Here is a 22,485-nt window from a genome sequence, read left to right as displayed (position 1 = left end):
ACAATCGAGTGCCAGGACCACCATGGGCAGCAAACGGGCGACGCGCCCCGAGCGCGCAGAGCAGGCGACCCCGGCACCGGCGCACGCCCGGGGCCGCACGGCCCCGCCGCGCCCGACGCGGGGGGGTGGGCCCGCCGGGCGCACGCCGCCGGCCGGGGAGTCGACCGGCGCCGTCGATCCCGGGCTCGACCACCGCAAGGCCGCCATCTTGAAGGCCGTGGTCTCGGAGTACATCGAGACCGCGCAGCCCGTGGGGTCGGCCCACATCACCGGCACGCCGGGCGTGGAGGTGTCGTCGGCCACGGTCCGCAGCGAGATGGCGGCGCTCGAGCGCGACGGCTACCTCGTGCAGCCCCACACGAGCGCCGGCCGCATCCCCACCGACAAGGGGTACCGCTTCTTCGTCGACCACCTGGGGCGGCCGGGCACCCTCGGGCCGAACCAGCGCCAGGAGGTCCGCAACTTCTTCACCCACGTCCACGGCGAGGTCGAGGAGCTCCTCGGCCGGACGAGCGGCCTGCTCGCCGACCTCACCGACTACGCGGCCGTGGTGGTCGGCCCCAGCCACGAGTCGGCCACCGTCCGGTCGGTGCAGCTCGTGGGGCTGTCGCCGCGCGTCGCCCTGCTGGTGGTCGTGCTCTCCGACGGCGCCGTGGAGAAGCGCAGCGTCGACCTGCCCGGCGACACCGGTGACGACGCGCTGGCGGGCGCGGCCGCCCATCTGACCGCCCACCTGCGCGGCGGGACGCTCGCCGCCCCGGGCCCGGTGCCCGACGTCGGTGACGCCGCGCTCGACGCCATCGTCCGCTGCGGCGTCGACGCGCTGGGGGAGCTCGGTGCCACCGACGAGCCCGAGCACGTCTTCGTGGGCGGGTCGTCGCGCATGGCGTCGGCCTTCGACGCCGTGGAGACGGTGCGCTCGGTCCTCTCCATCCTCGAGCAGCAGCTCGTGGTGGTGGAGCTCATCGAGGACATCCTCGACCGGGGGCTGTCGGTGGCCATCGGCGCCGAGCACGGCTTCGAGCCCCTGGCGGCCTGCGCGCTGGTGGTGGCGCCGGTGTCGATCGACGGCGAGCTGGCCGGGACCATCGGCGTGGTCGGCCCCACGCGCATGCACTACCCGCGGGCTCTGGCGGCGGTGCAGGTGGTCGGCCGGCAGCTGGGCGAGCACCTCGCCGGCGCCCCGTCGGGGCGCGGCGACAGCGGCCGGTCGTCGACGGGACACGCCGGCGCGCCGGGGCGTCGGGCCAAGCGAGGCGAAGGGCCCGCCCGTGGCCGCTGACTTCTACGCGCTTCTCGAGGTGGGCCCGCAGGCGACCGAGGACGAGATCAAGCGCGCCTACCGGCGCAAGGCTCGCGAGCTGCACCCCGACCGCACCGGCGGCGACGCCGTCGCCGAGGCGCGCTTCAAGGAGGTGACCCGCGCCTACGAGGTGCTGCGCGACCCCGAGCGCCGGGCGCGCTACGACCGCTTCGGCCCCGACGGTGTCGACGGCCCCGTCCCCGGAGCGGGCGACATGTTCGGCGGCGGCCTGGGCGACCTCTTCGACGCCTTCTTCGGCGGGGCGGCCGGCGGCCCCCGGCGCCGGGGCGGGCCCGTCCGCGGCGACGACGCCGAGCTCGTGGTCGAGCTCGACTTCCGGGAGGCGGTGTTCGGCGCCAAGCGCCAGCTCACGCTCAACACCCTGGCGGCCTGCGCCACCTGCGACGGGCACGGGGCGCGGACGGGGACCACCGCCACGAGCTGCCCCGAGTGCCAGGGCTCCGGCGAGCTGCGCCGGGTCCGCCAGTCCATCCTCGGCCAGGTGGTGACGGCCGTGCCGTGCCGCCGCTGCGGCGGCACGGGCGAGGTGATCTCGAGCCCGTGCCCCGACTGCCGCGGCGACGGGCGCGTGGCCGAGGAGCGGACGCTCACCATCGACGTCCCCGCCGGCGTCGACCACGGCTCCACCCTGCGCCTGTCCGGCCGCGGGCCCGCGGGCCCGCGCGGTGGACCACCGGGCGACCTCTACGTCCACCTGTCGGTGCAGCCCGACGAACGCTTCGTCCGCAGCGGTGACGACCTGCATGCGGAGCTGCACGTCTCCATGGCGCAGGCCGCCCTGGGCGCCACGCCGTCGTTCGAGACCCTCGACGGCACCGAGGAGCTCGCCATCGCCCCCGCGACGCAGACGGGCCACGTCATCCGGTTGCGCGGCCGCGGCGTGCCCCACGTACGCGGCCGCGGCCGCGGTGACCTCGTGGTCCAGGTGGTGGTGGACACCCCGACGAAGCTGACGAAGACGCAGGAGGAGCTCCTCCGCCAGTTCGCGGCGGAGGCGGGGGAGGAGGTCGGGCCCCCCGACGAGGGCCTCATGGCCCGCCTGCGCTCCGCCTTCGGCTGATCGGCCGCCGCGCCGTGGGCGCCGACGACACCCGCGCCGTGGGCGCCGACGACACCCGCGCCGGCACGGTTCCCCCCGGCGGGCCCCCGCCGGCCGCGAGCGGAGCGCCCCTGCCGGCCACGCTGGGTGCCGCCGCCCAGGTGTTCGTCCAGGACCTCGACGCCCCGGAGGTCGCTCCCGGCGACGGGCACCATCTCCTCCAGGTCCTTCGGCTGCGGCCGGGCGAAATCGTGGTGGCGTCGGACGGCAGGGGCCGGTGGCGGCCGTGCGTGCTCGCGGGCGCGGCGGCAGGCGACCGCTCCGTGGCGGTCCTCGAGGCCGACGGGCCCGTCGTGGCCACGGCCCGCCCGGCGCCCGAGGTCACGGTGGCGTTCGTGCCCGTGAAGGGGGAGCGCCCGGAGTGGGCGGTGCAGAAGCTCACGGAGGCCGGTGTGGACAGGATCGTCGTGCTTCGCTCGGCCCGGTCCGTGGTGCGGTGGGAGGGCGACCGCGCCGCGCGGGCGGTGGACCGGTTGCGGCGCGTGGCGCACGAAGCCGCCGCCCAGAGCCGCCGGGCGTGGCTCCCCGAGGTCGACGGCGTGGTCAGCCTCGACGAGCTCGGGAGCCTGCTGGCGCCGGTCCCGTTGGCCCTGGCCCACCCCGGAGGGGATCCTCCGAGCATGCGAGCGCCCGCCGTGGCGGTCGGCCCCGAGGGCGGCTGGGAAGCCTCCGAGACCGCCGCCGGGCGGCCGCTCGTGGGCCTCGGCCCCGGAGTCCTGCGGGCCGAGACGGCTACCGTGGCCGTTGGCCTGCTGCTTTGCGCCCTCCGGCAGGGGCTCGTGGGGCCTTCCGGAGGCTCTCCCCCCGGGGGGCCCGGAGCACCCGACACGTAGACGGTTCTTGCAATCACCACGCTGAGTGAGCGAGACTGACAAGGAATATCCGCGTGGGTGCCAGCGGGGCGGTGGGTGAGGCACGGTTGTGATGCTCTCGCGGGATTCGCACGGGGGCCGTCAGGAAGCACGGGAACGAGCGCAGCGAGGATCTTGATGGTCATGAACACGGTGTTGCCCGAAGAGGACGAGCAGGAAGAGTCTGCGCGGGCGGCCTACGCACGCGCCGTCGGCTCCCGCCTGCGCGCCGTGCGCAAGCAGATGCGGCTCTCGCTCCAGGCCGTCGAGGCGATGTCGGACCAGGAGTTCAAGGCGTCGGTGCTCGGCGCCTACGAGCGCGGCGAGCGTGCCATCTCGGTGCCGAGGCTGCAGCGGCTGGCCAAGCTCTACGACGTGCCCGTCGACCAGCTCCTGCCCCAGGACGACGACGCCACCCGCTGGGGCCCCAACGGTGAGGGCAACGGCAACGCCGGCGACAACAGCCCGGGACGGGCCCGGCGCCAGCTGCGGCCGTGGGACGGCCACGACAAGGTCACCATCGACCTGACCAAGCTCAACTCGGTCAGCGGCCCCGAGCGCGACCTGCTGCGGCGCTTCCTGTCGATGATCCAGGTGCAGCGCCAGGACTTCAACGGGCGGATGATCACGATCCGTGCCGAGGACCTGCGGGCCATCGCCTGCCTCTTCGGGGTGACGCCCGACGCCATGAGCCGTCGCCTCGACGAGCTCGGCCTGCGCGTCACCTCCTGACACCACCCCCGCACACCACCCCCACCCCCCGCACACCACCCCCCGTCATCTGACGCTCCCGTCAGGGCGGACGCCACGGCCCCGCCCGAGGCTCGTCACCCACGGCACTCGGTCCTGTCGGCACGCGCCGTGCGGCGGACACGCGAAGGGCACCGGATAACATGACGGTGCACGGTGCGCGGCGGTGACCACCGGCATGGAGACGTCGTGAGCGAACAGATCCGGTGGATGAGTACGAAGGATGCGGCCGAGCACCTCGGCGTGACGCTGCGCAGCCTCTACCGCTTCATCGACGAGGGGTCGCTGCCCGCCTTCAAGTTCGGGCGCGTCATCCGACTGAAGGCCGACGACGTCGACGTCTTCATCGAGACCTGCCGCATCGAGCCCGGCAGCCTCGAGCACCTCTACCCGGAGGTGAAGGGGTCGACCGCGGCGCACGGCGGCGAGGCACGGTCGTGACGCCGCCCGTCCGGGTGCGGCGCGCCGCGCGCCGGCCGGGGCGTCGGTGAGCGCGCGGTGAGCGACAGCGCCGCTACCGCCGACTGCCTCTTCTGCCGCATCGTGCGCGGTGAGATCCCTGCGCAGGTTCTGCACCGCACGGAGCACGCCGTGGCGTTCCGCGACATCAACCCGCAGGCCCCCGTGCACGTGCTGGTCGTGCCCCGCCGCCACATCGATGACGCCTCGGTGCTCGGTCCCGACGACGGCACCGTGCTCGCCGACCTGTTGGTGGCGGCGCGCCAGGTGGCCGAGTCCGAGGGGATCGCCGAGCGCGGCTACCGGCTCCTGTTCAACGTGGGCGAGGACGCGTCGAATTCCGTGCCCCACCTCCACCTGCACGTCATCGGCGGCCGCCGGTTGGCCTGGCCGCCGGGCTGAGCGCTGCCGGCTGCCCCGAACCGCCCGGCGTCCGCCCCGTGGGTGACCCGGCGTCCGGCGGGACCGGCCGGGCCCCCTGGTAGCCTCGGGTGAGAACGCCAGTGTCGTCCACCCAGGTCAAGATCCTCGTCCCCGGTAACCACCTCATGGTGGGCCTGCTCGGCCAGCGAGACGAGCTGCTCCGGCTGATCGAGCAGGCGTTCCACGGGTCCCGCATCGTGGTGCGGGGCAACGAGATCTCCATCGAGGGCGAGGACGCCGAGCGGGTGGGACGGCTCTTCGACGAGCTCGTCATGCTCCTCGAGCAGGGCCAGCGCCTCGACGCCGCCGACGTCGACCGGACCATCACCATGGTCAAGGACGACGTCAGCCCGGCGGAGGTCATGACCACGGAGGTCCTGCGCTCGGCGCGCGGTCGCACCGTCCGGCCCAAGACCGCCGGCCAGAAGCGCTACACCGACGCCATCGCTGCCAGCGTGGTGACCTTCGGCATCGGCCCGGCGGGGACCGGGAAGTCGTATCTCGCCGTGGCGCTGGCCGTGCAGGCGCTCCAGGCGCGCGAGGTCGACCGCATCATCCTGACCCGACCCGCCGTGGAGGCCGGCGAGCGCCTCGGCTTCCTGCCCGGCGACATCATGGCCAAGGTCGACCCCTACCTCCGGCCCCTCTACGACGCGCTCTACGACCTCCTGGGCCCCGAGGGTGCCCAGCGGCTCCTGGAGCGGGGGACCATCGAGGTGGCGCCGCTCGCCTTCATGCGGGGCCGCACCCTCAATCGCAGTTTCATCATCCTCGACGAGGCCCAGAACACGACGCCGGAGCAGATGAAGATGTTCCTCACGCGCATCGGTTTCGGGTCGAAGGTGGTCGTGACGGGCGACGTCACGCAGATCGACGTTCCCGGCGGGCGATCCGGTCTGCCCGGGCTCGAGATCGTCCTGGGGTCGGTGCCGGGCGTGGCGTTCGTGCACCTCACCCAGCGCGACGTGGTGCGGGCCCGCATCGTGGCCGACATCGTGTCCGCCTACGAGCGCGCCGACGTCGCCAGCGGCACGGTGCACGCCAGCACGACCCACGCCCCCCGCGCGGCGGCCGGCGGTGGCCGGCCGTCGCGCCCCGGGCGCGGGCCGCGCGGAGGGCAGCCCGATGGTGGTTGACGTCTTCGCTGCCGACGAGCAGTCCGAGCGGACGATCGACATCGCCCGCTGGGCGACCCTCGCCCGGGCGGTCCTCGGGGCGCAGGGGGTCAAGGAGGACGTCGAGGTGTCGCTCCTGTTCGTCGACGAGCCCACCATCGCCGAGCTGCGCGAGCGCTTCCTCGGCGAGGAGGGCCCGACCGACGTGCTCGCCTTCCCGATCGACGAGGAGCGCGACTACGGCGGCCGCTCGCCCGACGAGGGCGGTACCGGTCCCGGCGGTGGCCTGTCGTCCGACGAGTCCGACATCCCGCTGCTGCTGGGCGACGTCGTGGTGTGCCCGTCGGTGGCGGCGCGCAACGCCGTCGACCACGGCGTGAGCTTCGACGACGAGGTGGCGCTGCTCGTGGTGCACGGGCTGCTGCACCTCGTCGGCATGGACCACGGCATGGACGAGGAGGCCGAGAAGATGGAGCGCCGCGAGCGCGAGCTCCTGGCTCGCTTCTACCGGCCCGCGTCCTGACGGGGATCACCGTGACCCCGCCGGTGCTCCTGACGCAACGTTTCGGCACCGCCGACGTCGTCATCATCGTCGTCGTGGTCGTGCTGCTCGTGGCGGCCGCCGTCCTGGCGCTCGCCGAGACCGCCCTCGTCCGCACCAGCCGGGCCAAGGCGCTGGCCCTGAGCGACGAGAAACGGCGCGGGGCATCTCGCCTGGCCCGGCTGGTCGAGGACCCCCAGGCCTTCCTGAACCCCATCCTGCTCCTGGTCCTCGTGTGCCAGCTGGTCACCGCCACCCTCGTCGGCATCCTGGCGAACCGGCTCTTCGGGGCGCTCGGCGTCGTGGCCGCCACGGTGTTCGAAGTGGTGGTCATCTTCGTGCTGGCCGAGGCGCTCCCGAAGAACTGGGCGGTGTACAACCCGGAGCGTTCCGCCTTGCTGGCCGCCCCCGTCGTGTCGGCCCTCGTGCACTTCCCGCCGGTCCGTGTGATCTCCAACTGGCTGATCGGCCTGGCCAACCTCCTGCTCACCGGCCCGCGCCACCGCCGGGGGGCGGGCGTGAGCGAGTCCGAGCTGCTCGCCATGGCCGACGTCGCCATGCAGGACGAGGTCATCGAGACCCAGGAACGCGAGCTCATCCACTCCATCATCGAGTTCGGGGACACCATCGTGCGTGAGGTCATGGTGCCGCGCCCCGACATGCGGGCCGTCGAGGCCGACATGGCGGTGTCCGAGGCGCTCGGCGTGGCCATGGCGGCCGGGTTCTCCCGGCTGCCGGTCTACGCCGGCAACGTCGACGACGTCGTGGGCATCGCGTATGCCAAGGACCTCATCCGCGCCGAGCGCGACGATCAGGGCACCCGGCCCGTTCGGGAGCTCGTCCGCCCCGCGCACTTCGTGCCCGAGACCAAGCGCGTGTCGCGCCTCATGCGCGAGATGCAGGAGAAGAAGTTCCACCAGGCGATCGTGGTGGACGAGTACGGGGGTACCGCCGGCCTGGTGACGCTCGAGGACCTCATCGAGGAGCTGGTGGGGGAGATCGTCGACGAGTACGACGTGGAGGACCCCCCGGTGCAGCCCATGGGGGACGGCGAGGTGTCGGTCACGGCCCGGCTCCCGGTGGACGAGCTCAACGAGCTCCTCCACGCCGAGCTCCCGGAGGGCGACTGGGACACCGTGGGCGGCCTGCTGTTCAACGTCCTGGGCCGGGTGCCGGTCGAGGGCGAGGCGGTCGAGGTCGACGGGGTGCGCCTGATGGCCGAGAAGGTGCAGGGCCATCGCATCGGGAGGATCCGCATCACGCCCCTGGCGTCCGGGGCGTCGCACGGCACGCACCGCGGCGATGACGACGGCGGGGGCTGAGCCCCCCGTGCCCGGGAGCGAGCACCGGGTCCCCACGCCCGACGACGGCGAATCGGGCGGACCGGGCGGACCGGGCGGACCGAGTCCCGGAGGCGCACCGGATGGGGGGGTCGGGGCCCCCGGCGCGGCGCCGCTTCGATCCGGGTTCGTGACGGTGGTGGGCCGCCCCAACGTCGGGAAGTCGACGCTCGTCAACTGCGTCCTCGGCACCAAGGTCACCATCACCTCGCCCCGGCCCAACACGACGCGCCGTTCGGTGCGCGGCGTACTGCACCGCCCCGGGGTGCAGGCCGTGTTCGTCGACACCCCCGGGTTGCACCGCCCCCGCACCGCCCTCGGCAAGCGCCTGAACGAACAGGTGGCCGAGGCGCTCGGCGACATCGACGTGGTGGTGCCCGTCCTCGACGCCACCGCGGCGATCGGCCCCGGGGACCGCCTCGTGCTCGAACGGGCCGCGGCCACGTGCGCGGCGCGGCCCGCACCGGGTGGCGCCGGGCCGCTCTCGCAGCTGCTCGTCGTCGTCAACAAGGTCGACCTCGCCTCGGACGCGCAGGTCCTCGAACGGCTGGCCGGGGCGAGCGAGGTCATCGAGGGTCACGGCGGCGCCGACGCCGGCGCCGAGTTCTTCCCCCTGTCGGCCGTCACCGGCAAGGGCGTCGACGCCCTCGTCGACTCGGTCCTCTGCCGGCTGCCCGAGGGCCCGCCCTACTTCCCCGAGGACATGGTCTCCGACGTCTCCGAGGCGTTCTGGGTGGCCGAGCTCGTGCGCGAGCAGCTCCTGGCCCACGTGCGCGAGGAGCTCCCGCACTCGATCGCCTGTCGCGTGGCCGAGTGGGAATGGCCGCGCGTCCGCATCGACATCATCGTCGAGCGGGACTCGCAGAAGGGGATGGTCATCGGCAAGGGTGGCGCCATGCTCAAGGAGGTCGGCACGGCGGTGCGCAAGCAGCTGCCCCCGGGCGCCTACATCGAGCTGCGGGTGCGCGTCGAGAAGCGCTGGCAGCAACGGCCCGACGTCATCGAGCGATTCGGCTACTGATGTGGAAGGCGCTCACCCGCGCCCGCCAGCCTTCGGGACGGCCCGCGAGCCCCGGCGTTGCGCACTAACGTTCGGCGTTCATCGGCGAACGGAGGGTTTCCCGCATGTGGGCTCAGCTCATCACGACGCGTCTGAAGCCGGGTAGGGAGGGCGACCTGCCACGGTTGGTCGAGCAGTTGAAGGCGATCGAACAACCGGGTTCGGGCCTGCTGCGCTCGACGGCCATGCAGGACCAGAACGACCCCGGCAAGGTGTACATGATGGTCGTGTTCGAGAGCGAGGAGCACGCCCGGGCACGCGAGAACGACCCGCGCCGCCAGGAAGGGCTCGCGGAAGCCCGGGCGACGATGGCGGAGATCTTCGACGGCCCTCCCGAGTTCGTCGACCTGACCGTCCTGGAGGAGATGACACCGTCGTGAGGCGACGCGCCCCGTGAGGCGACGCGCCCCGTGAGGCGACGGGCGCGACGGTCGATGTGCGGGTCACCGGCCCGTCCGGCTCGGCCCGGTGGGCCCGGACGCGCAGTTCGTCGGCGGCGTCAGTCGTCCGGTGTGGCGTCCTGGCGGCGCCCGGCGCCCCTCTGGTCCCCGGCGCCCCCGGCGCCCCCGGCACGCTCGGCTGCGGCGGCCAGGAAGGCGACGACCTCTTCGTGGTCGATCGTGCGCCGCATGGGGGGGAACCCCTCGAGCAGCGCCTGCCGGTAGCGCGCCGTGGCCAGGCGGGAGTCGAGGACCGCCACCACGCCCGTGTCCGTGGACGACCGGATGAGCCGTCCCGCCCCCTGGGCGAGCAGCGTCGCCGCCCGCGGCAGGTCGACGGCGCGGAAGGCCGCCTCCCCGGCCCGCTCGCGGCGGGCCTGCAGCAGCGGGTCGTCGGGGCGGGGGAACGGGAGCTTGTCGAGGGTCACGAGCGACAGTGTGGGACCGGGCACGTCGACGCCTTGCCAGAACGACATGGTGGCGAACAGGCACGCGCCGTGCTCCGCCGTGAACGCGTCCACGAGCCGGGCCTTGGGCAGGTCGCTCTGGGTCAGCACGCGGAACGGCAGCACGGGGCGCAGGGCGTCCGCGGCGGCGTGCATGGCCCGCCAGCTCGTGAACAGCGCCAGGGTCCGGCCGCCGGCCGCCGTTATCAGGGTGCGCAGCTCCTGGTGCACGGCGTCGGCGGCCCCCGGACGGCGCGGGTCGGGGAGGTGGGCCGCGCAGTAGAGCAGCGCGCACGTCCGGTACGGGAAGGGGCTCCCCACGTCGAGCTGGTCGGTGGCGTCGGCGGGCAGGCCGAGGCGCTCGCGCAGCTGCGGGGGCACCGTCGCCGACGTCAGCACGGCGGTCACGGTCGGCCACAGGCGCTGGGCCAGCAGCGGGCCCACCTCGACGGGCGCCACCCGCAGGACCGGGATGCGACCCGACGGCCCCGATGCCTCCACCCAGGCCACCTGCTCGTCCCCGGAGGCGGCCACCGCCCCCAGCTCCTCGACCAGGTGCCCTGCGGCCACGACGGCCCGGTTCCGGCGTGCGCCCTCGTCGGTGTCGCCGCCGCCGTCCTCGGCCCGCCGCAGCGCGCCCACCAACGCGTCGAGCCGTCCCCGGGCGAGACCGAGCACGGCCAGGAGCTCCTCGTCGGCTGCGGTATCCGGCGCGCCACGGGCGCCGTTCAGCACGCGCCGCCCCGTACGCGGCGTCAGGACCGCCTCGAGTCTGTCCGCGGCGTCGGCGACGCCGTCGGCGAAGCCGACGTCGTCGTCACCGACCAGCCCCCGCGTGCTCTGCGCCATGGCGCGCAGCCGCCCGGCCGTGAGCTCGACGCCCAGTGCCGTGGTCATGGTGTCCTCGACGGCGTGGGCCTCGTCGAGCACCACCACGTCGTGCTCGGGGAGCACGGCGCCGTCGCTGGCGACGTGGGTGGCGTAGAGGTGCGTGTTCACCACGACGATGTCGGCGCCCGCGGCGCGCTCGCGCGCCTGTTCGGCGAAGCAGATCGTCCCCGACGGGCACCGGAAGGCGCCCGGGCACTCGCGCGCCGACACCGACAACGCCGCCCAGGCGCGGGCCTGGGGCTCGAAGTCGAGCTCGGCACGGTCCCCGGTCTCCGACGTGGCGGCCCAGGCGATGAGGCGCCGCAGCTGGCCGCCCAGCCGCCCGATGTCGACCGTCGTCGGTGCGCCGCCGTCGTCGTGGTGGCGCCCGGACCCCGAGGCCTCGTCGGCGTCGAACAGGGCCATGCCGGCGAGGCCGGGCTCCTCCACGGCGCCGCCCACCTCGGTGGCACGCTGGCGGCACAGGTAATTGGAACGCCCCTTGAGCACCGCCACCCGCAGCGGCGCGGAGCCCGCCAGGGCGTCGGCCACCAGGGGGAGGTCCTTGGTGGCCAGTTGGTCCTGGAGGGCCTTGGTGGCGGTGGCCACGACCACCCGGCGGCCCGACAGCGCCGCCGGGACCAGGTAGGCCAGGGACTTCCCGGTGCCGGTCCCCGCCGCCACGACGAGGTGCCGGTGCTCGTCGACAGCCCGGCCCACCGCCTCCGCCATGGCCAGCTGGCCGGGTCTGTCCTCGCCCCCACCGGGGAGGGCGGCGGTCACCGCCGCCAGAGCCTGCGCGACGTCGGTGGGGCCCGGCACCGGCTCGACGGTAGCGGAGGTCCCGGCCCCGCACGACCCGCCGCCAGGACGCTCCGACGCCCCCGCCAGGGTCGTCGCGGCCGGTGTGTGAAGAACGGGTGAACATGGCTCGAAGACGCTCCGACGCCCGCGCGGATCGGTACGATGTGCGCACCAGAGAAAGGAGGTGGTCCAACTGAGTAGTGATCAATTGGGGACCCTGGAGGTGGCTGGCCGCTGAGGCGGCTCGCTGGACTACCTGGCGAATCTCAGCCAGACACCCGCTGAGCCCTCCGGCCGGGAACTCGTCCCGCCCGGCGAGGTACGGAGGCTCGGTGCCTTTCCAGCATCACTGTGATCGAGGGGGCGCCTCTGGGCGCCCCCTCGATCCGTTCCCGGGGCGTCCTCGGCACGAGCACCGGCCCCGCCCCCGCCGGTGCGGGCACCCCTGGTCCCGTCGACGGGGGACCACGCACCGGCCGTGCCGGCCGAGCACCCTGCGTCGCGGGCGGCCGTTGCCGCCGTCGCCGGTCGGCCGGGGGGTGCGCCCCGGCCCCGCACCCGGTGCCCACCGGGCCCCCGCCGAGGTGCGGTCGATCGGGGTGGGCGCCGAATTCGCATTGAACTCTCGACGTCGGGGCGCCGTCGGCTACGCTTTTCCGAGCGCTCGGTGGATCACGCAGGCCGTGCGTCGTTGTCGGTTGACGTTCGTGTCTCCCGCAAGTGTTCGTGCGTGGAGAAACGAGGCAAGAACGATGGCCGAAGGTACGGTGAAGTGGTTCAACGCAACGAAGGGGTACGGGTTCGTCACGCCTGACGACGGTTCCCCCGACGTGTTCGTCCACTTCTCGGCGATCGATGGCACCGGCTACCGCGAGCTCGTCGAAGGCGAGCGCGTGGAGTTCGAGCAGACGCAGGGTCAGAAGGGCCCGCAGGCCACCAAGGTCCGCAAGCTCTAACGACGTCGTCGACGATGCGGGGCAGCTGCGGCTGCCCCGCATCGTCGCGTCCGGACCCGGACGCCCCCGCCGCCTACCCCCGCGACGACGACCCCGGTCCCGGCCCGCCGGTGACCTTCGGCCCTGTCGGTCCGTCGGCGGCTGCGGCACCCTTGACGACAGGCGCTGCGAGCGAGGGGGCCATGACGACGCTGACGGCCGGCGGGGCCGCCGAGGCACTCGGGGACACCCTCGACATCACCGCGGCCGCCGCGCTCGACGGCGCCGCCGTCCTCGACCGCATGGGCTCGACCGCCGACGGGCTGTCGGTCGACGAGGCGGAGCGCCGGCTGGCGGCACTGGGCGCCAACGCCGTGCGCTCGCACCGCGCCCGCTTCCTGCCGGTGCTCGGACGCCAGCTGCGCTCGCCGCTGCTGGCCCTGCTGCTCGTCACGGCGACGGCCTCCTACTTCGTGGGCGAGCGCTCCGACGCGGTGATCATCGCCCTCATCCTGTCGGCCTCGGTCGGCCTGGGCCTCGTGAACGAGTACCGGGCCGAGAAGGCGGCGGAGGCGCTGCACTCCCAGATCCGCCACCGCGGCGTGGTGCGCCGCGGCGGGCGCGCCGTCACCGTCGACGTCACCGAGCTCGTCCCCGGGGACGTGGTCGACCTCCAGCTCGGCGAGGTGGTCCCCGCCGACATCCGGCTGCTGTCGTGCACCGGGCTCGAGTGCGACGAGTCCATCCTCACCGGGGAGTCGCTGCCGGCGGACAAGGCGCCGGCGCCGGTGCCGGCGGGCTCGGCGCTGGCGGAGCTGGCCGGCTGCGCGCTCATGGGCACCGTGGTCCACGCCGGGTCCGGCCGCGGCGTGGTGGTGGCCACGGCCGGGCGGGCGGAGTTCGGCCGCATCGCGCTGAGCCTGGGCGAGCACCGGCCCGAGACGGAGTTCCAGGTGGGGCTGCGGCGGTTCTCGATGCTGCTCGTGGAGGTCGCCGGCGTCCTGACCGTGGGCATCTTCGTGGTGAACGTGTCCCTGCACCGGCCGGTCATCGACGCCCTGCTCTTCTCCCTGGCCATCGCCGTGGGGATCTCCCCCCAGCTCCTGCCGGCGGTGGTGTCCACCAGCCTGGCGGCCGGGTCGCGCCAGCTCGCCCGGCGCAAGGTCCTCGTGAAGCGGCTGGTGTGCATCGAGGACCTCGGCGACATCGAGGTGCTGTTCACCGACAAGACCGGCACCCTCACCGCCGGGAGGCTGAGCTTCATGCGGGCCGTCCCCGCCGAGGGGGCGGCCGCGGACGAGCCCGTCGTCCTCGGGCTGGTGTGCTCGGAAGCCGTCGTCGAGGCGGGCCGGGTGGCCGGCGGCAACCCCCTCGACGTGGCGCTGGCCGAGTCCCCCGTGGCGGCCTCGCGGCTCGAGGCCGCGGCGCGCTACACGAAGCTCGCCACCCTCCCCTTCGACCACGACCGCCGGATGGTGTCGGTCCTCGTCGACGACGCCGTCGGCAACCGCACCGTGATCACCAAGGGCGCCCCCGAGACCGTGCTCGAACGGTGCCCCGGTGTCACCGACGCCGCCCGTGCCGCCCTGCAGGCCGAGTTCGACGCCGGCAACCGGGTGGTGGCCGTGGCGACGCGGCCCGCGCCGGGGGCCGGGTCCCTCGGGCCGCAGGACGAGAACTCCCTCACCCTGTCGGGCTTCCTCGTCTTCCTCGACCCGCCCAAGGCCGATGCCCGGGCCGCGCTCGAGCGCCTGGCGCGCCTGGGTGTGGCCGTCAAGGTGGTGACGGGGGACAACGCCACCGTGGCGGCCCGGGTGTGCGGGGAGCTGGGCCTGCCCGAGGGCCGCGTGCTGAGCGGCGCCGATGTGGACGCGCTCGACGACGAGGCGCTCACCGCCGTCGTCCCCGAGGCCATGGTGTTCGCGCGCGTGAGCCCCGAGCACAAGGCGCGCATCGTGCGCGCCGCGCGCCGGACCGGGGTGGACGTGGCCTTCCTCGGCGACGGCGTCAACGACGCCGTGGCGCTGCACGCCGCCGACGTGGGGATCTCGGTCGACTCGGCCACCGACGTCGCCAAGGACGCCGCCGACGTGCTGCTGCTCGAGAAGGACCTCGACGTCCTGGCCGACGGAGTCATGGAGGGGCGCCGCATCTTCGCCAACACCCTGAAGTACGTCCTGATGGGGACGTCGAGCAACTTCGGCAACATGTTCAGCGCGGCCGGGGCGTCCGCGTTCTTGACGTTCCTCCCCATGCTGCCGTCGCAGATCCTGCTCAACAACCTGCTCTACGACTCCAGCCAGCTCGCCATCCCCACCGACCACGTCGACCCCGAGCAGCTCGCCCGGCCGTCTCGCTGGGACGTGCACTTCATCCGCCGCTTCATGCTGTTCTTCGGGCCCATCAGCTCGCTGTTCGACTTCGCCACGTTCGGCGTGATGCTGTGGGTCTTCCACGCCCACGCCCCGCTCTTCCGTACGGGCTGGTTCGTGGAGTCCCTCGCCACCCAGACCCTGGTGATCTTCGCCATCCGCACGCGCCGCATCCCCTTCGTGCGCAGCCACCCGAGCGTGCCGCTCCTGCTCGCCGCCCTGGGCGTGGTGACGGTGGGCGCCATCGTCCCCGCCACCGGGCTCGCCCACACCCTCGGCTTCCGGCCGCTGCCGGGCACCTTCTACCTCGCCCTGGCGGGCATGGTCGTCTGCTACCTGGCCCTCATCGAGGCCGGCAAGCGCTGGTTCTACCGGGTCGCGCCGGTGGCGCCCGCCGTGCGTCCGCGCCGGCCCGGGTACCGGGTGCACCGGCGCGCCGCCCGCTTCACCACCACGGGCCCCGTCCCCCGCCCCGCCGGCCCGGTCGACGTGCCCGCAGGCCCGGTGGGCGCGCCCGCGGGACCGGTCGCCGCTCCCGGCGGCCCGGTGCCCCGTCCCGGAGGCCCGGTCGCCACCAAGTAGGTTCGGTACGTGGCCCTCCCTCCCGCCGGGCGAGCGCCGTCCGGCATCGACACCGCGCGCGTCCCCGCCCACGTGGCCTGCGTCATGGACGGAAACGGGCGCTGGGCGAGCCAGCGGGGGCTGGCGCGCACCGAGGGGCACGCCGCGGGGGAGGTGGCCCTCCTCGACACCGTCAACGGAGCGCTCGACATCGGGATCTCGTGGCTCACCATGTTCGCCTTCTCCACCGAGAACTGGCGCCGCCCCCGCGACGAGGTCCGCTACCTGATGGGGTTCAACGAGTCGCTCCTGGTGCGCCGGCGCGACGAGCTGCACGACAAGGGGGTCCGGATCCGCTTCGCCGGCCGGCGCGACTGGCGGGTGCCGCGGCGGGTCCTGCGGCGCATGGACGAGTCCGTCGCCCTCACCGAGGGTAACCGGCGCATGACGCTCACCATGGCCTTCAACTACGGGGGCCGGGCCGAGATCGTCGACGCCGTGCGCGCCCTGGTGGCCACGGGCATCGCCGCCGACAAGATCGACGAGAAGGCGATCCGGTCGCACCTGTACTACCCCGAGCAGCCCGATCCCGATCTCGTGGTGCGCACGTCGGGGGAGTACCGCATCTCGAACTTCCTGTTGTGGCAGCTGGCCTATTCGGAGCTCGTGTTCACCGAAGTGCTGTGGCCCGACTTCCGGCGCGAGCACCTCTTCGAGGCCGTCGCCGAGTTCCAGCGCCGCGAGCGCCGATACGGGCGGGTCCGCTCGTGAAGGTGGCCGCCTGGGTCCTCGGGCTGTGTGCCTTCGGCGGGCTGATCGTCCTGGCCGTGGCCGGGGTGTCGGCGGCCACGGCGGTGCTCGTCACGGGGGCCGCCGTCGTGGCCATGATCGGCCTCGGCAACATGGTGGGCGGCCGCAAGACCCCCGACCGGGCCCCCTACGGATTCGAGGAGGACGCCGGGGCCGGGCCCGCACCGCATGCCGAGGGCGAGCCCGTACCGCATGCCGAGGGCGAGCCCGCACCGCATGCCGAGGGCGACCGGTGAGCCTGTACCGCGACGAAGGGGTCGTCCTGCGGACCATGCGCCTGGGCGAGGCCGACCGCATCGTGACGCTCATGACCAAGGGCCACGGCAAGGTGCGCGCCGTGGCCAAGGGCGTGCGCCGCACCAAGTCCAAGTTCGGCGCCCGGCTCGAGCCGCTCAGCCACGTGACCATGTTGTGCTGGCAGGGGCGCGAGCTCGACATCGTCAACCAGGCCGAGGTCACCGACACGTTCCGCGCCGTGCGCGAGGACCTGGGCCGGGTGTCCAAGGCCTTCACCGTGCTGGAGGTGGTGGACCAGATCTCCCAGGAGCGCCACGCCAATCCCCGGCTCTACGACATGGTGGTGGGCGCCCTGCGCGCCCTCGACGCCGAGGACGCCCCGCTCCTCGTGCCGGCGTTCTGCCTGAAGGCCCTGGCGCTCGAGGGCTCGGCGCCCCTGCTCGACGAGTGCGCGTCGTGCGGGGTGCGCCACGACCTCGTGGCCTTCGACCTCGTCGAGGGGGGCGTGCTGTGCCGGTCGTGCCGGCGGGGCCGGTCGGTGTCGCCCGAGGCGCTCGCGTTGCTGCGCCGCATCCTCGGCGGCGGCCTCGCCTCGGCGCTGGCCGAGCCCGAGGGGCCGCTCGTCGCCGAGGTGACCGACCTGGTCACCGAGGCCATGGAGGGGCATCTGGACCGGCGGTTGCGCAGCCTGCGCGCCAGCCCCACGGCCTGACCGGCTCCCCATGGAGCGACCCTTCGGGATCTACGTCCACGTCCCGTTCTGCGCGGCTCGCTGCGACTACTGCGCCTTCGCCACGTGGACCGACCGCGACCCGCTCATGGCCGCCTACGCCGAGGCGTGCGCCACCGAGCTGGGGCGCGCCACGCGCGCCGAGGGCCTGCCCGCCGCCACGAGCGTGTACGTGGGCGGCGGCACGCCCTCGCGGCTGCCGGCGGAGCTGCTGGCCGGGGTCCTCGAGGCCGTGGTTCGCTCGCCCGGGGCGGAGGTGACCGTGGAGTGCAATCCCGAGGACGCCTCCGCCGAGCGCTTCGCCCGGTGGCGGGCCGCCGGGGTGACCCGGGTGTCGTTCGGGGTGCAGTCGATGGTCCCGCACGTGCTCGAGGCCCTGGGGCGGCGCCACGGCACGACGCAGGTGGCCCGGGCCGTGGCGCTGGCCGCCGAGTCGGGTATCCCCGCGGTGAACGTCGACCTCATCCTGGGGGCGGCCACCGAGACCGACGCCGACCTCGCCGCCACCCTCGAGGCCGTCCTCGCCCTCGACCCCCGGCCCCGGCACGTGAGCGCCTACGCCCTCACGGTGGAGCCCGGCACCGCCCTGGCGCGCGACCCGGCGCGCCACCCCGACGACGATGCCTGCGCCCGGCGCTACGCCATGGTCGACGCCGCCCTGTCGGCCGCCGGCTACCGCTGGTACGAGGTGTCGAACTGGGCGGTGCCGGGCCACGAGTGCCGGCACAACGCCCTGTACTGGGCCCAGGGCGACTACCGGGGCATCGGCTGCGCAGCCCACTCGCACCGGGGGGGCCGGCGCTGGTGGAACACCCGGACGCCCGAGCGCTACATCGAGGCCGTGCGCGCCGGCCGCCGCGCCACCGCGGGCGACGAGGTGCTGTCGGAGGGTCAGCGGGCGTTCGAGGGCCTCGCCCTGGCGCTGCGCACGTCCGCGGGAGTGCCTGCATCGGCGGTGCCCGACGACCCCGATCTCGACGGGCTGGTCGAGCGGCGCGGGGACCGGGCGGTGCTGACGGTGCGGGGCCGGCTCCTCGCCAACGAGGTCACGGTGCGCTTGCGCACCCAGGAGAGCACGGTGCGTTTGCGCACCCAGGAGGGCACGGTGCGTTTGCGCACCCAGGAGGGCACGGTGCCCTTGCGCACTGATCAGTGCGGTGCGCTTGCGCGTGCCCGGTAACCTCGTCGCATGAACGAGCAACCAGGGGGGCCATATCCCGATCTGCCATATCCCGATCTGATGGACCGGGTCGTCAACCTGGCCAAGCGCCGGGGGTTCATCTTCCCCTCGGCCGAGATCTACGGCGGGTTCCGCTCGACGTACGACTACGGGCCGCTCGGCGTGCTCATGCTGCGCAACGTCAAGGACGCCTGGTGGCGGGCGATGGTCCAGCTGCGCGACGACGTGGTGGGCATCGACGCCGCCATCCTGTCGTCCCCGAAGATCTGGGAGGCGTCGGGCCACCTGGCGAACTTCACCGACCCCCTCGTCGACTGCCGCCACTGCCACGAGCGCTGGCGCGCCGACAAGATCGAGGGCTCGTGCCCCAACTGCGGGTCGACCGACCTCACCGAGCCCCGGGCCTTCAACCTCATGTTCAAGACCTACGCCGGCCCCGTGGAGGAGGACGCCACCGTCGCCTACCTGCGCCCGGAGACGGCCCAGGGCATGTTCGTGAACTTCATGAACGTCCTCACCACCACCCGCAAGAAGCCGCCCTTCGGCATCGCCCAGGTGGGCAAGTCGTTCCGCAACGAGATCACGCCCCAGAACTTCGTGTTCCGCACGCGCGAGTTCGAGCAGATGGAGATGGAGTACTTCGTCCCGCCCGACGAGGCCGACACATGGTTCCACTACTGGCTCGACGAGCGCATGGCCTGGTACCTCGGCCTCGGCATCCCCGAGGGCAAGCTGCGGCTGCGGCACCACGAGGCCGACGAGCTGTCGCACTACTCCGCGGGCACGGCCGACGTCGAGTTCCACTTCCCATGGGGATGGGACGAGCTCGAGGGCATCGCCAACCGCACCGACTTCGACCTGAAAGCGCACGCCGAGCACTCGGGCGAGCGCCTGGAGTACTTCGACCAGGCGTCGGGCGAGCGCTACGTGCCGTACGTGATCGAGCCCGCCGCCGGGGCGACGCGCACCATGATGGCGTTCCTCCTGGCCGCCTACGACGAGGACGAGATCGGCGGGGAGCGGCGCACGGTGCTGCACCTCGACCCCCGGCTCGCCCCGTACCAGGCGGCCGTGCTGCCGCTGTCGAAGAACGACGCGCTGGTGCCGCTGTCGCGCGAGGTGCTCGGGCTCCTGCAGCCGGTGGCGGTGTGCGACTTCGACGTCACGCAGTCGATCGGGCGGCGCTACCGGCGCCAGGACGAGGTGGGCACGCCATACTGCGTGACCGTCGACTTCGAGTCCCTGGAGGACCGGGCCGTCACCGTGCGCGACCGGGACACGACCGAGCAGGTGCGCGTGCCCATCGACCGGGTCGCCGAGGAGCTCGCCGGGCGCCTGCGCCGGTAGCGGGCGGGCGCCTGCGCCTGCCCCGGGGGCCCGCGCCGAGGCCGGTAGGCTCGCGGCGTCCCCGGACCCCCGTCACACGTGCCCCCACCGCACGGCCAGGAGCCCCCCATGCCGTTCGTCTACGACTTCGACCACACGCACCGCCGGCCTCCCATGGAGCTGAAGGACCTCCTCGGCGGCAAGGGCGCCAACCTGGCCGAGATGACGTCGGTGCTCCGGCTGCCGGTGCCCTACGGGTTCACCATCACCACCGACGCCTGCCGGGCGCACATGGCGGGGGGATGGCCCCAGGGCCTGACCGGCGAGGTCACCCGCGCCCGGGCCCGCCTCGAAAAGAAGATGGGCAAGCGCCTCGGCGACGCCGTCGACCCGCTGCTGGTGAGCGTGCGGTCGGGGGCCAAGTTCTCGATGCCGGGCATGATGGACACCGTCCTCAACCTCGGGCTCAACGACGAGTCGGTGGAGGGCCTGGCCAAGCAGACCGACGACGAGCGCTTCGCCTACGACTCCTACCGCCGCTTCGTGTCGATGTACGGGCGCATCGTCCTCGGCCTCCCCGGCGAGGCCTTCGACACCCTGCTCGACGAGGCCAAGGCCCGGGCCGGCGCCACCTCCGACGCCGAGGTCCCCGTGGGGGAGCTGCGCTCGCTCGTGGAGGCCTACAAGCAGATCGTCCGGCACCACACCGGCACGGCGTTCCCCCAGGGCCCCGACGAGCAGCTGCGGGGCGCCATCGAGGCCGTGTTCGGCTCGTGGAACGGCCCCCGGGCCATCGCCTACCGCGAGCACGAGGGCATCGCCCATGACCTCGGCACGGCTGTGAACGTGCAGGCCATGGTGTTCGGGAACCGCGACGACCGGTCGGGGACGGGCGTGGGGTTCACCCGCGACCCGGCCACCGGCGCCAAGGGCGAGTACGGCGACTTCCTCGTGAACGCCCAGGGCGAGGACGTGGTGGCCGGCATCCGCAACACCGAGCCGCTCTCCGCCTTGAAGCAGCGCTTCCCGAAGATCCACACCGAGCTCGTCGGCATCTTCGCCCGCCTGGAGCGCCACTACCGCGACATGTGCGACACCGAGTTCACCATCGAGCAGGACAAGCTCTGGATGTTGCAGACCCGCGTGGGCAAGCGCACGGGCCGGGCCGCGCTGCGCATGGCGGTGGAGATGACCACGGACCCCGGCATCCGCCTGTCGCGCGCCGAGGCCGTGCAGCGCGTGACCGCCGAGCACCTCGAGCAGGTGCTGCACCCCCAGTTCGCCGAGTCGGGCCACACGGTGCTCACGACCGGGCTCGGGGCGTCGCCGGGCGCGGCGGTGGGCCGCGTCTACTTCACCGCCGACGACGCCGAGGCGGCCGCCAAGCGCGGCGAGCGCGCCATCCTGGTCCGCAGCGAGACGTCGCCCGAGGACGTGCACGGCATGCTCGCCTCCGAGGGCATCCTCACGGCGCGCGGTGGGCTCGTGTCACACGCGGCCGTCGTGGCCCGCGGTTGGGGCAAGCCCGCCGTGGTGGGTGCCGAGAAGGTCCGGATCAGCGGGAAGTCGTTCAAGGTGGGCACCACGGTGGTGGCCGAGGGTGACTGGATCTCCATCGACGGGACCGCCGGCGAGGTCGTCCTGGGCTCGGTGCCGCTGGCGGAGGCCAAGCCGTCGGCGGAGTCCGAGACCCTCCTCGGGTGGGCGGACACCATCCGCAAGGGGCATCTCCAGGTCCGGGCCAACGCCGACAACGGCCCGGACGCCGCCAACGGTCGGCGCCTGGGCGCCGAGGGCATCGGCCTGTGCCGCACGGAGCACATGTTCATCGCCGAGGACCGCCTGCCCATCGTGCGCCGCATGATCCTGGCCGAGGACCCGTCGGCGGAGGACGCCGCTCTCGAGGAGCTGCGCGTGGCGCAGCGCGCCGACTTCATCGAGATCCTCCAGGCGATGGACGGCCTGCCCGTGACCGTGCGCCTCCTCGACCCCCCGCTGCACGAATTCCTGCCCGACACCGGCGAGCTCGCCATCAAGGAGGCGACGGTCGGCCTCACCGACGAGGAGCAGGCGCTGTTCGAGGCGGCCAAGCAGTGGCACGAATTCAACCCCATGCTCGGCACGCGCGGCGTGCGCCTCGGGGTCATCAAGCCCGGCCTCTACGCCATGCAGGTCCGGGCGCTCATGGAGGCGGCCGTCCACCGCGTGGCGGCCGGCGGCACGCCCGTCATCGAGATCATGATCCCGCTCACCGTCAGCCGCGAGGAGCTCGCCCTGGCGCGGCGGTGGGTGGAGGAGGCCGTCACCGCGGCGCTGGCCCCGGTGTCCCCGGCCGACGGGCGACCGGTCACCGCTGCCCGGCGCAAGAGCGACCGCGACGGGCGGCTCCAGGTGCTCATCGGCACCATGATCGAGACGCCGCGGGCGGCGTTGCGTGCGGGGGAGATCGCCGAGGTGGCCGAGTTCTTCTCGTTCGGCACCAACGACCTCACCCAGATGACCTTCGGCTTCAGCCGCGACGACGTCGAGGGCCGCATGATGTCGACCTACCTCGAGAAGGGACTCCTCAAGCACAACCCGTTCGAGATCGTCGACGCCGACGGCGTGGGCGAGCTGGTGCGGATCGGTGTGGCACGCGGCCGCGCCACGCGGCCGTCGCTCAAGATCGGCGTGTGCGGAGAGCACGGCGGCGACCCCGAGTCCATCTCGGTGTTCTTCGACGCCGGCTGCGACTACGTGAGCTGCTCGCCGTTCCGGGTCCCCATCGCCCGACTGTCGGCGGCCCAGTGCGTGCTGGCCGCGGCGGCCGGCA

At 73.7% G+C, this 22,485-nt stretch carries 20 protein-coding genes; 19 read left to right on the top strand and 1 reads right to left on the bottom strand.

Going from position 1 to position 22,485, the window contains the following annotated elements; translation table 11 throughout:
• Nucleotides 1-22: 22 nt before the first annotated feature.
• The 11 genes from hrcA (at nucleotide 23) to VMV22_14675 (ending at nucleotide 9,342) form a co-directional block, all read left to right on the top strand.
• Nucleotides 23-1,282 carry a heat-inducible transcriptional repressor HrcA gene (gene hrcA, locus VMV22_14725; GenBank protein ID HUY23584.1) on the top strand — a complete coding sequence of 420 codons (1,260 nt, stop codon included), beginning with the start codon at nucleotides 23-25 and terminating at the stop codon, nucleotides 1,280-1,282.
• Entirely contained in the window at nucleotides 1,272-2,384 is a 1,113-nt protein-coding gene (gene dnaJ, locus VMV22_14720) for a molecular chaperone DnaJ (GenBank protein HUY23583.1), read from the top strand. The genes hrcA and dnaJ overlap by 11 nt, the downstream gene beginning before the upstream one ends.
• Before the next feature lie 14 nt (nucleotides 2,385-2,398).
• Nucleotides 2,399-3,256: an RsmE family RNA methyltransferase gene (locus tag VMV22_14715; GenBank protein HUY23582.1), complete on the top strand. Its 858-nt coding sequence runs from the start codon at nucleotides 2,399-2,401 to the stop codon at nucleotides 3,254-3,256.
• A 162-nt stretch (nucleotides 3,257-3,418) separates the two neighbouring features.
• Nucleotides 3,419-4,006: a transcriptional regulator gene (locus tag VMV22_14710; protein ID HUY23581.1), complete on the top strand. Its 588-nt coding sequence runs from the start codon at nucleotides 3,419-3,421 to the stop codon at nucleotides 4,004-4,006.
• A gap of 228 nt (nucleotides 4,007-4,234) precedes the next feature.
• Nucleotides 4,235-4,465, top strand: a complete 231-nt coding sequence (locus VMV22_14705; GenBank protein HUY23580.1) for a helix-turn-helix domain-containing protein — start codon at nucleotides 4,235-4,237, stop codon at nucleotides 4,463-4,465.
• A gap of 57 nt (nucleotides 4,466-4,522) precedes the next feature.
• Nucleotides 4,523-4,885: a histidine triad nucleotide-binding protein gene (locus VMV22_14700; protein HUY23579.1), complete on the top strand. Its 363-nt coding sequence runs from the start codon at nucleotides 4,523-4,525 to the stop codon at nucleotides 4,883-4,885.
• A gap of 89 nt (nucleotides 4,886-4,974) precedes the next feature.
• Entirely contained in the window at nucleotides 4,975-6,042 is a 1,068-nt protein-coding gene (locus tag VMV22_14695; GenBank protein ID HUY23578.1) for a PhoH family protein, read from the top strand.
• Nucleotides 6,032-6,544: an rRNA maturation RNase YbeY gene (ybeY, locus tag VMV22_14690; GenBank protein ID HUY23577.1), complete on the top strand. Its 513-nt coding sequence runs from the start codon at nucleotides 6,032-6,034 to the stop codon at nucleotides 6,542-6,544. Before VMV22_14695 ends, ybeY begins: the two co-directional genes overlap by 11 nt.
• A gap of 11 nt (nucleotides 6,545-6,555) precedes the next feature.
• Nucleotides 6,556-7,884 carry a hemolysin family protein gene (locus VMV22_14685; GenBank protein HUY23576.1) on the top strand — a complete coding sequence of 443 codons (1,329 nt, stop codon included), beginning with the start codon at nucleotides 6,556-6,558 and terminating at the stop codon, nucleotides 7,882-7,884.
• A gap of 148 nt (nucleotides 7,885-8,032) precedes the next feature.
• Entirely contained in the window at nucleotides 8,033-8,923 is an 891-nt protein-coding gene (gene era, locus VMV22_14680) for a GTPase Era (GenBank protein HUY23575.1), read from the top strand.
• Nucleotides 8,924-9,027: 104 nt separating this feature from the next.
• Nucleotides 9,028-9,342, top strand: a complete 315-nt coding sequence (locus VMV22_14675) for an antibiotic biosynthesis monooxygenase (GenBank protein ID HUY23574.1) — start codon at nucleotides 9,028-9,030, stop codon at nucleotides 9,340-9,342.
• 119 nt (nucleotides 9,343-9,461) lie between these two features.
• On the opposite strand, the gene VMV22_14670 is transcribed toward VMV22_14675, so the two are convergent.
• On the bottom strand, nucleotides 9,462-11,540 hold the full coding sequence (locus VMV22_14670; GenBank protein ID HUY23573.1) for an ATP-dependent DNA helicase: 2,079 nt from the start codon (nucleotides 11,538-11,540) through the stop codon (nucleotides 9,462-9,464).
• Nucleotides 11,541-12,274: 734 nt separating this feature from the next.
• On the opposite strand from VMV22_14670, the gene VMV22_14665 reads away from it, so the two are divergent.
• The 8 genes from VMV22_14665 to ppdK all read left to right on the top strand — a co-directional run.
• A complete protein-coding gene (locus VMV22_14665) occupies nucleotides 12,275-12,478 on the top strand; it encodes a cold-shock protein (protein HUY23572.1) in 204 nt (67 codons plus the stop codon).
• 182 nt (nucleotides 12,479-12,660) lie between these two features.
• Nucleotides 12,661-15,411, top strand: a complete 2,751-nt coding sequence (gene mgtA, locus VMV22_14660; GenBank protein ID HUY23571.1) for a magnesium-translocating P-type ATPase — start codon at nucleotides 12,661-12,663, stop codon at nucleotides 15,409-15,411.
• Nucleotides 15,412-15,420: 9 nt separating this feature from the next.
• Nucleotides 15,421-16,161 (top strand): polyprenyl diphosphate synthase, encoded by a 741-nt coding sequence (gene uppS / locus VMV22_14655; protein HUY23570.1) that lies wholly within the window; start codon nucleotides 15,421-15,423, stop codon nucleotides 16,159-16,161.
• A 2-nt stretch (nucleotides 16,162-16,163) separates the two neighbouring features.
• On the top strand, nucleotides 16,164-16,436 hold the full coding sequence (locus tag VMV22_14650; GenBank protein HUY23569.1) for a hypothetical protein: 273 nt from the start codon (nucleotides 16,164-16,166) through the stop codon (nucleotides 16,434-16,436).
• Nucleotides 16,433-17,149 (top strand): DNA repair protein RecO, encoded by a 717-nt coding sequence (recO, locus tag VMV22_14645; protein ID HUY23568.1) that lies wholly within the window; start codon nucleotides 16,433-16,435, stop codon nucleotides 17,147-17,149. Before VMV22_14650 ends, recO begins: the two co-directional genes overlap by 4 nt.
• 10 nt (nucleotides 17,150-17,159) lie before the next feature.
• Nucleotides 17,160-18,347 carry a radical SAM family heme chaperone HemW gene (gene hemW / locus VMV22_14640; GenBank protein HUY23567.1) on the top strand — a complete coding sequence of 396 codons (1,188 nt, stop codon included), beginning with the start codon at nucleotides 17,160-17,162 and terminating at the stop codon, nucleotides 18,345-18,347.
• Between the two features lie 60 nt (nucleotides 18,348-18,407).
• Complete coding sequence (locus tag VMV22_14635) at nucleotides 18,408-19,694, top strand: glycine--tRNA ligase (GenBank protein ID HUY23566.1); 1,287 nt, start codon at nucleotides 18,408-18,410, stop codon at nucleotides 19,692-19,694.
• A gap of 108 nt (nucleotides 19,695-19,802) precedes the next feature.
• On the top strand, nucleotides 19,803-22,485 hold a 2,683-nt coding region (gene ppdK, locus VMV22_14630), incomplete at its 3' end, for a pyruvate, phosphate dikinase (protein ID HUY23565.1).

It is taken from the genome of Acidimicrobiales bacterium (genome assembly GCA_035531755.1).
Taxonomy (GTDB): Bacteria; Actinomycetota; Acidimicrobiia; order Acidimicrobiales; family UBA8190; genus DATKSK01.
The sequence above is the reverse complement of the archived record's forward strand: the minus strand, read 5'-3'. Positions and strand labels throughout refer to the sequence as shown.

Excerpts from the sequence above, each read along its gene's own strand:
- hrcA (HUY23584.1), top strand. The coding sequence starts at position 23 with ATGGGCAGCAAACGGGCGACGCGCCCCGAGCGCGCAGAGCAGGCGACC.
- VMV22_14710 (HUY23581.1), top strand. The coding sequence starts at position 3,419 with ATGAACACGGTGTTGCCCGAAGAGGACGAGCAGGAAGAGTCTGCGCGG.
- VMV22_14705 (HUY23580.1), top strand. The coding sequence starts at position 4,235 with ATGAGTACGAAGGATGCGGCCGAGCACCTCGGCGTGACGCTGCGCAGC.
- ybeY (HUY23577.1), top strand. The coding sequence starts at position 6,032 with ATGGTGGTTGACGTCTTCGCTGCCGACGAGCAGTCCGAGCGGACGATC.
- VMV22_14675 (HUY23574.1), top strand. The coding sequence starts at position 9,028 with ATGTGGGCTCAGCTCATCACGACGCGTCTGAAGCCGGGTAGGGAGGGC.
- VMV22_14665 (HUY23572.1), top strand. The coding sequence starts at position 12,275 with ATGGCCGAAGGTACGGTGAAGTGGTTCAACGCAACGAAGGGGTACGGG.
- mgtA (HUY23571.1), top strand. The coding sequence starts at position 12,661 with ATGACGACGCTGACGGCCGGCGGGGCCGCCGAGGCACTCGGGGACACC.
- hemW (HUY23567.1), top strand. The coding sequence starts at position 17,160 with ATGGAGCGACCCTTCGGGATCTACGTCCACGTCCCGTTCTGCGCGGCT.
- VMV22_14635 (HUY23566.1), top strand. The coding sequence starts at position 18,408 with ATGGACCGGGTCGTCAACCTGGCCAAGCGCCGGGGGTTCATCTTCCCC.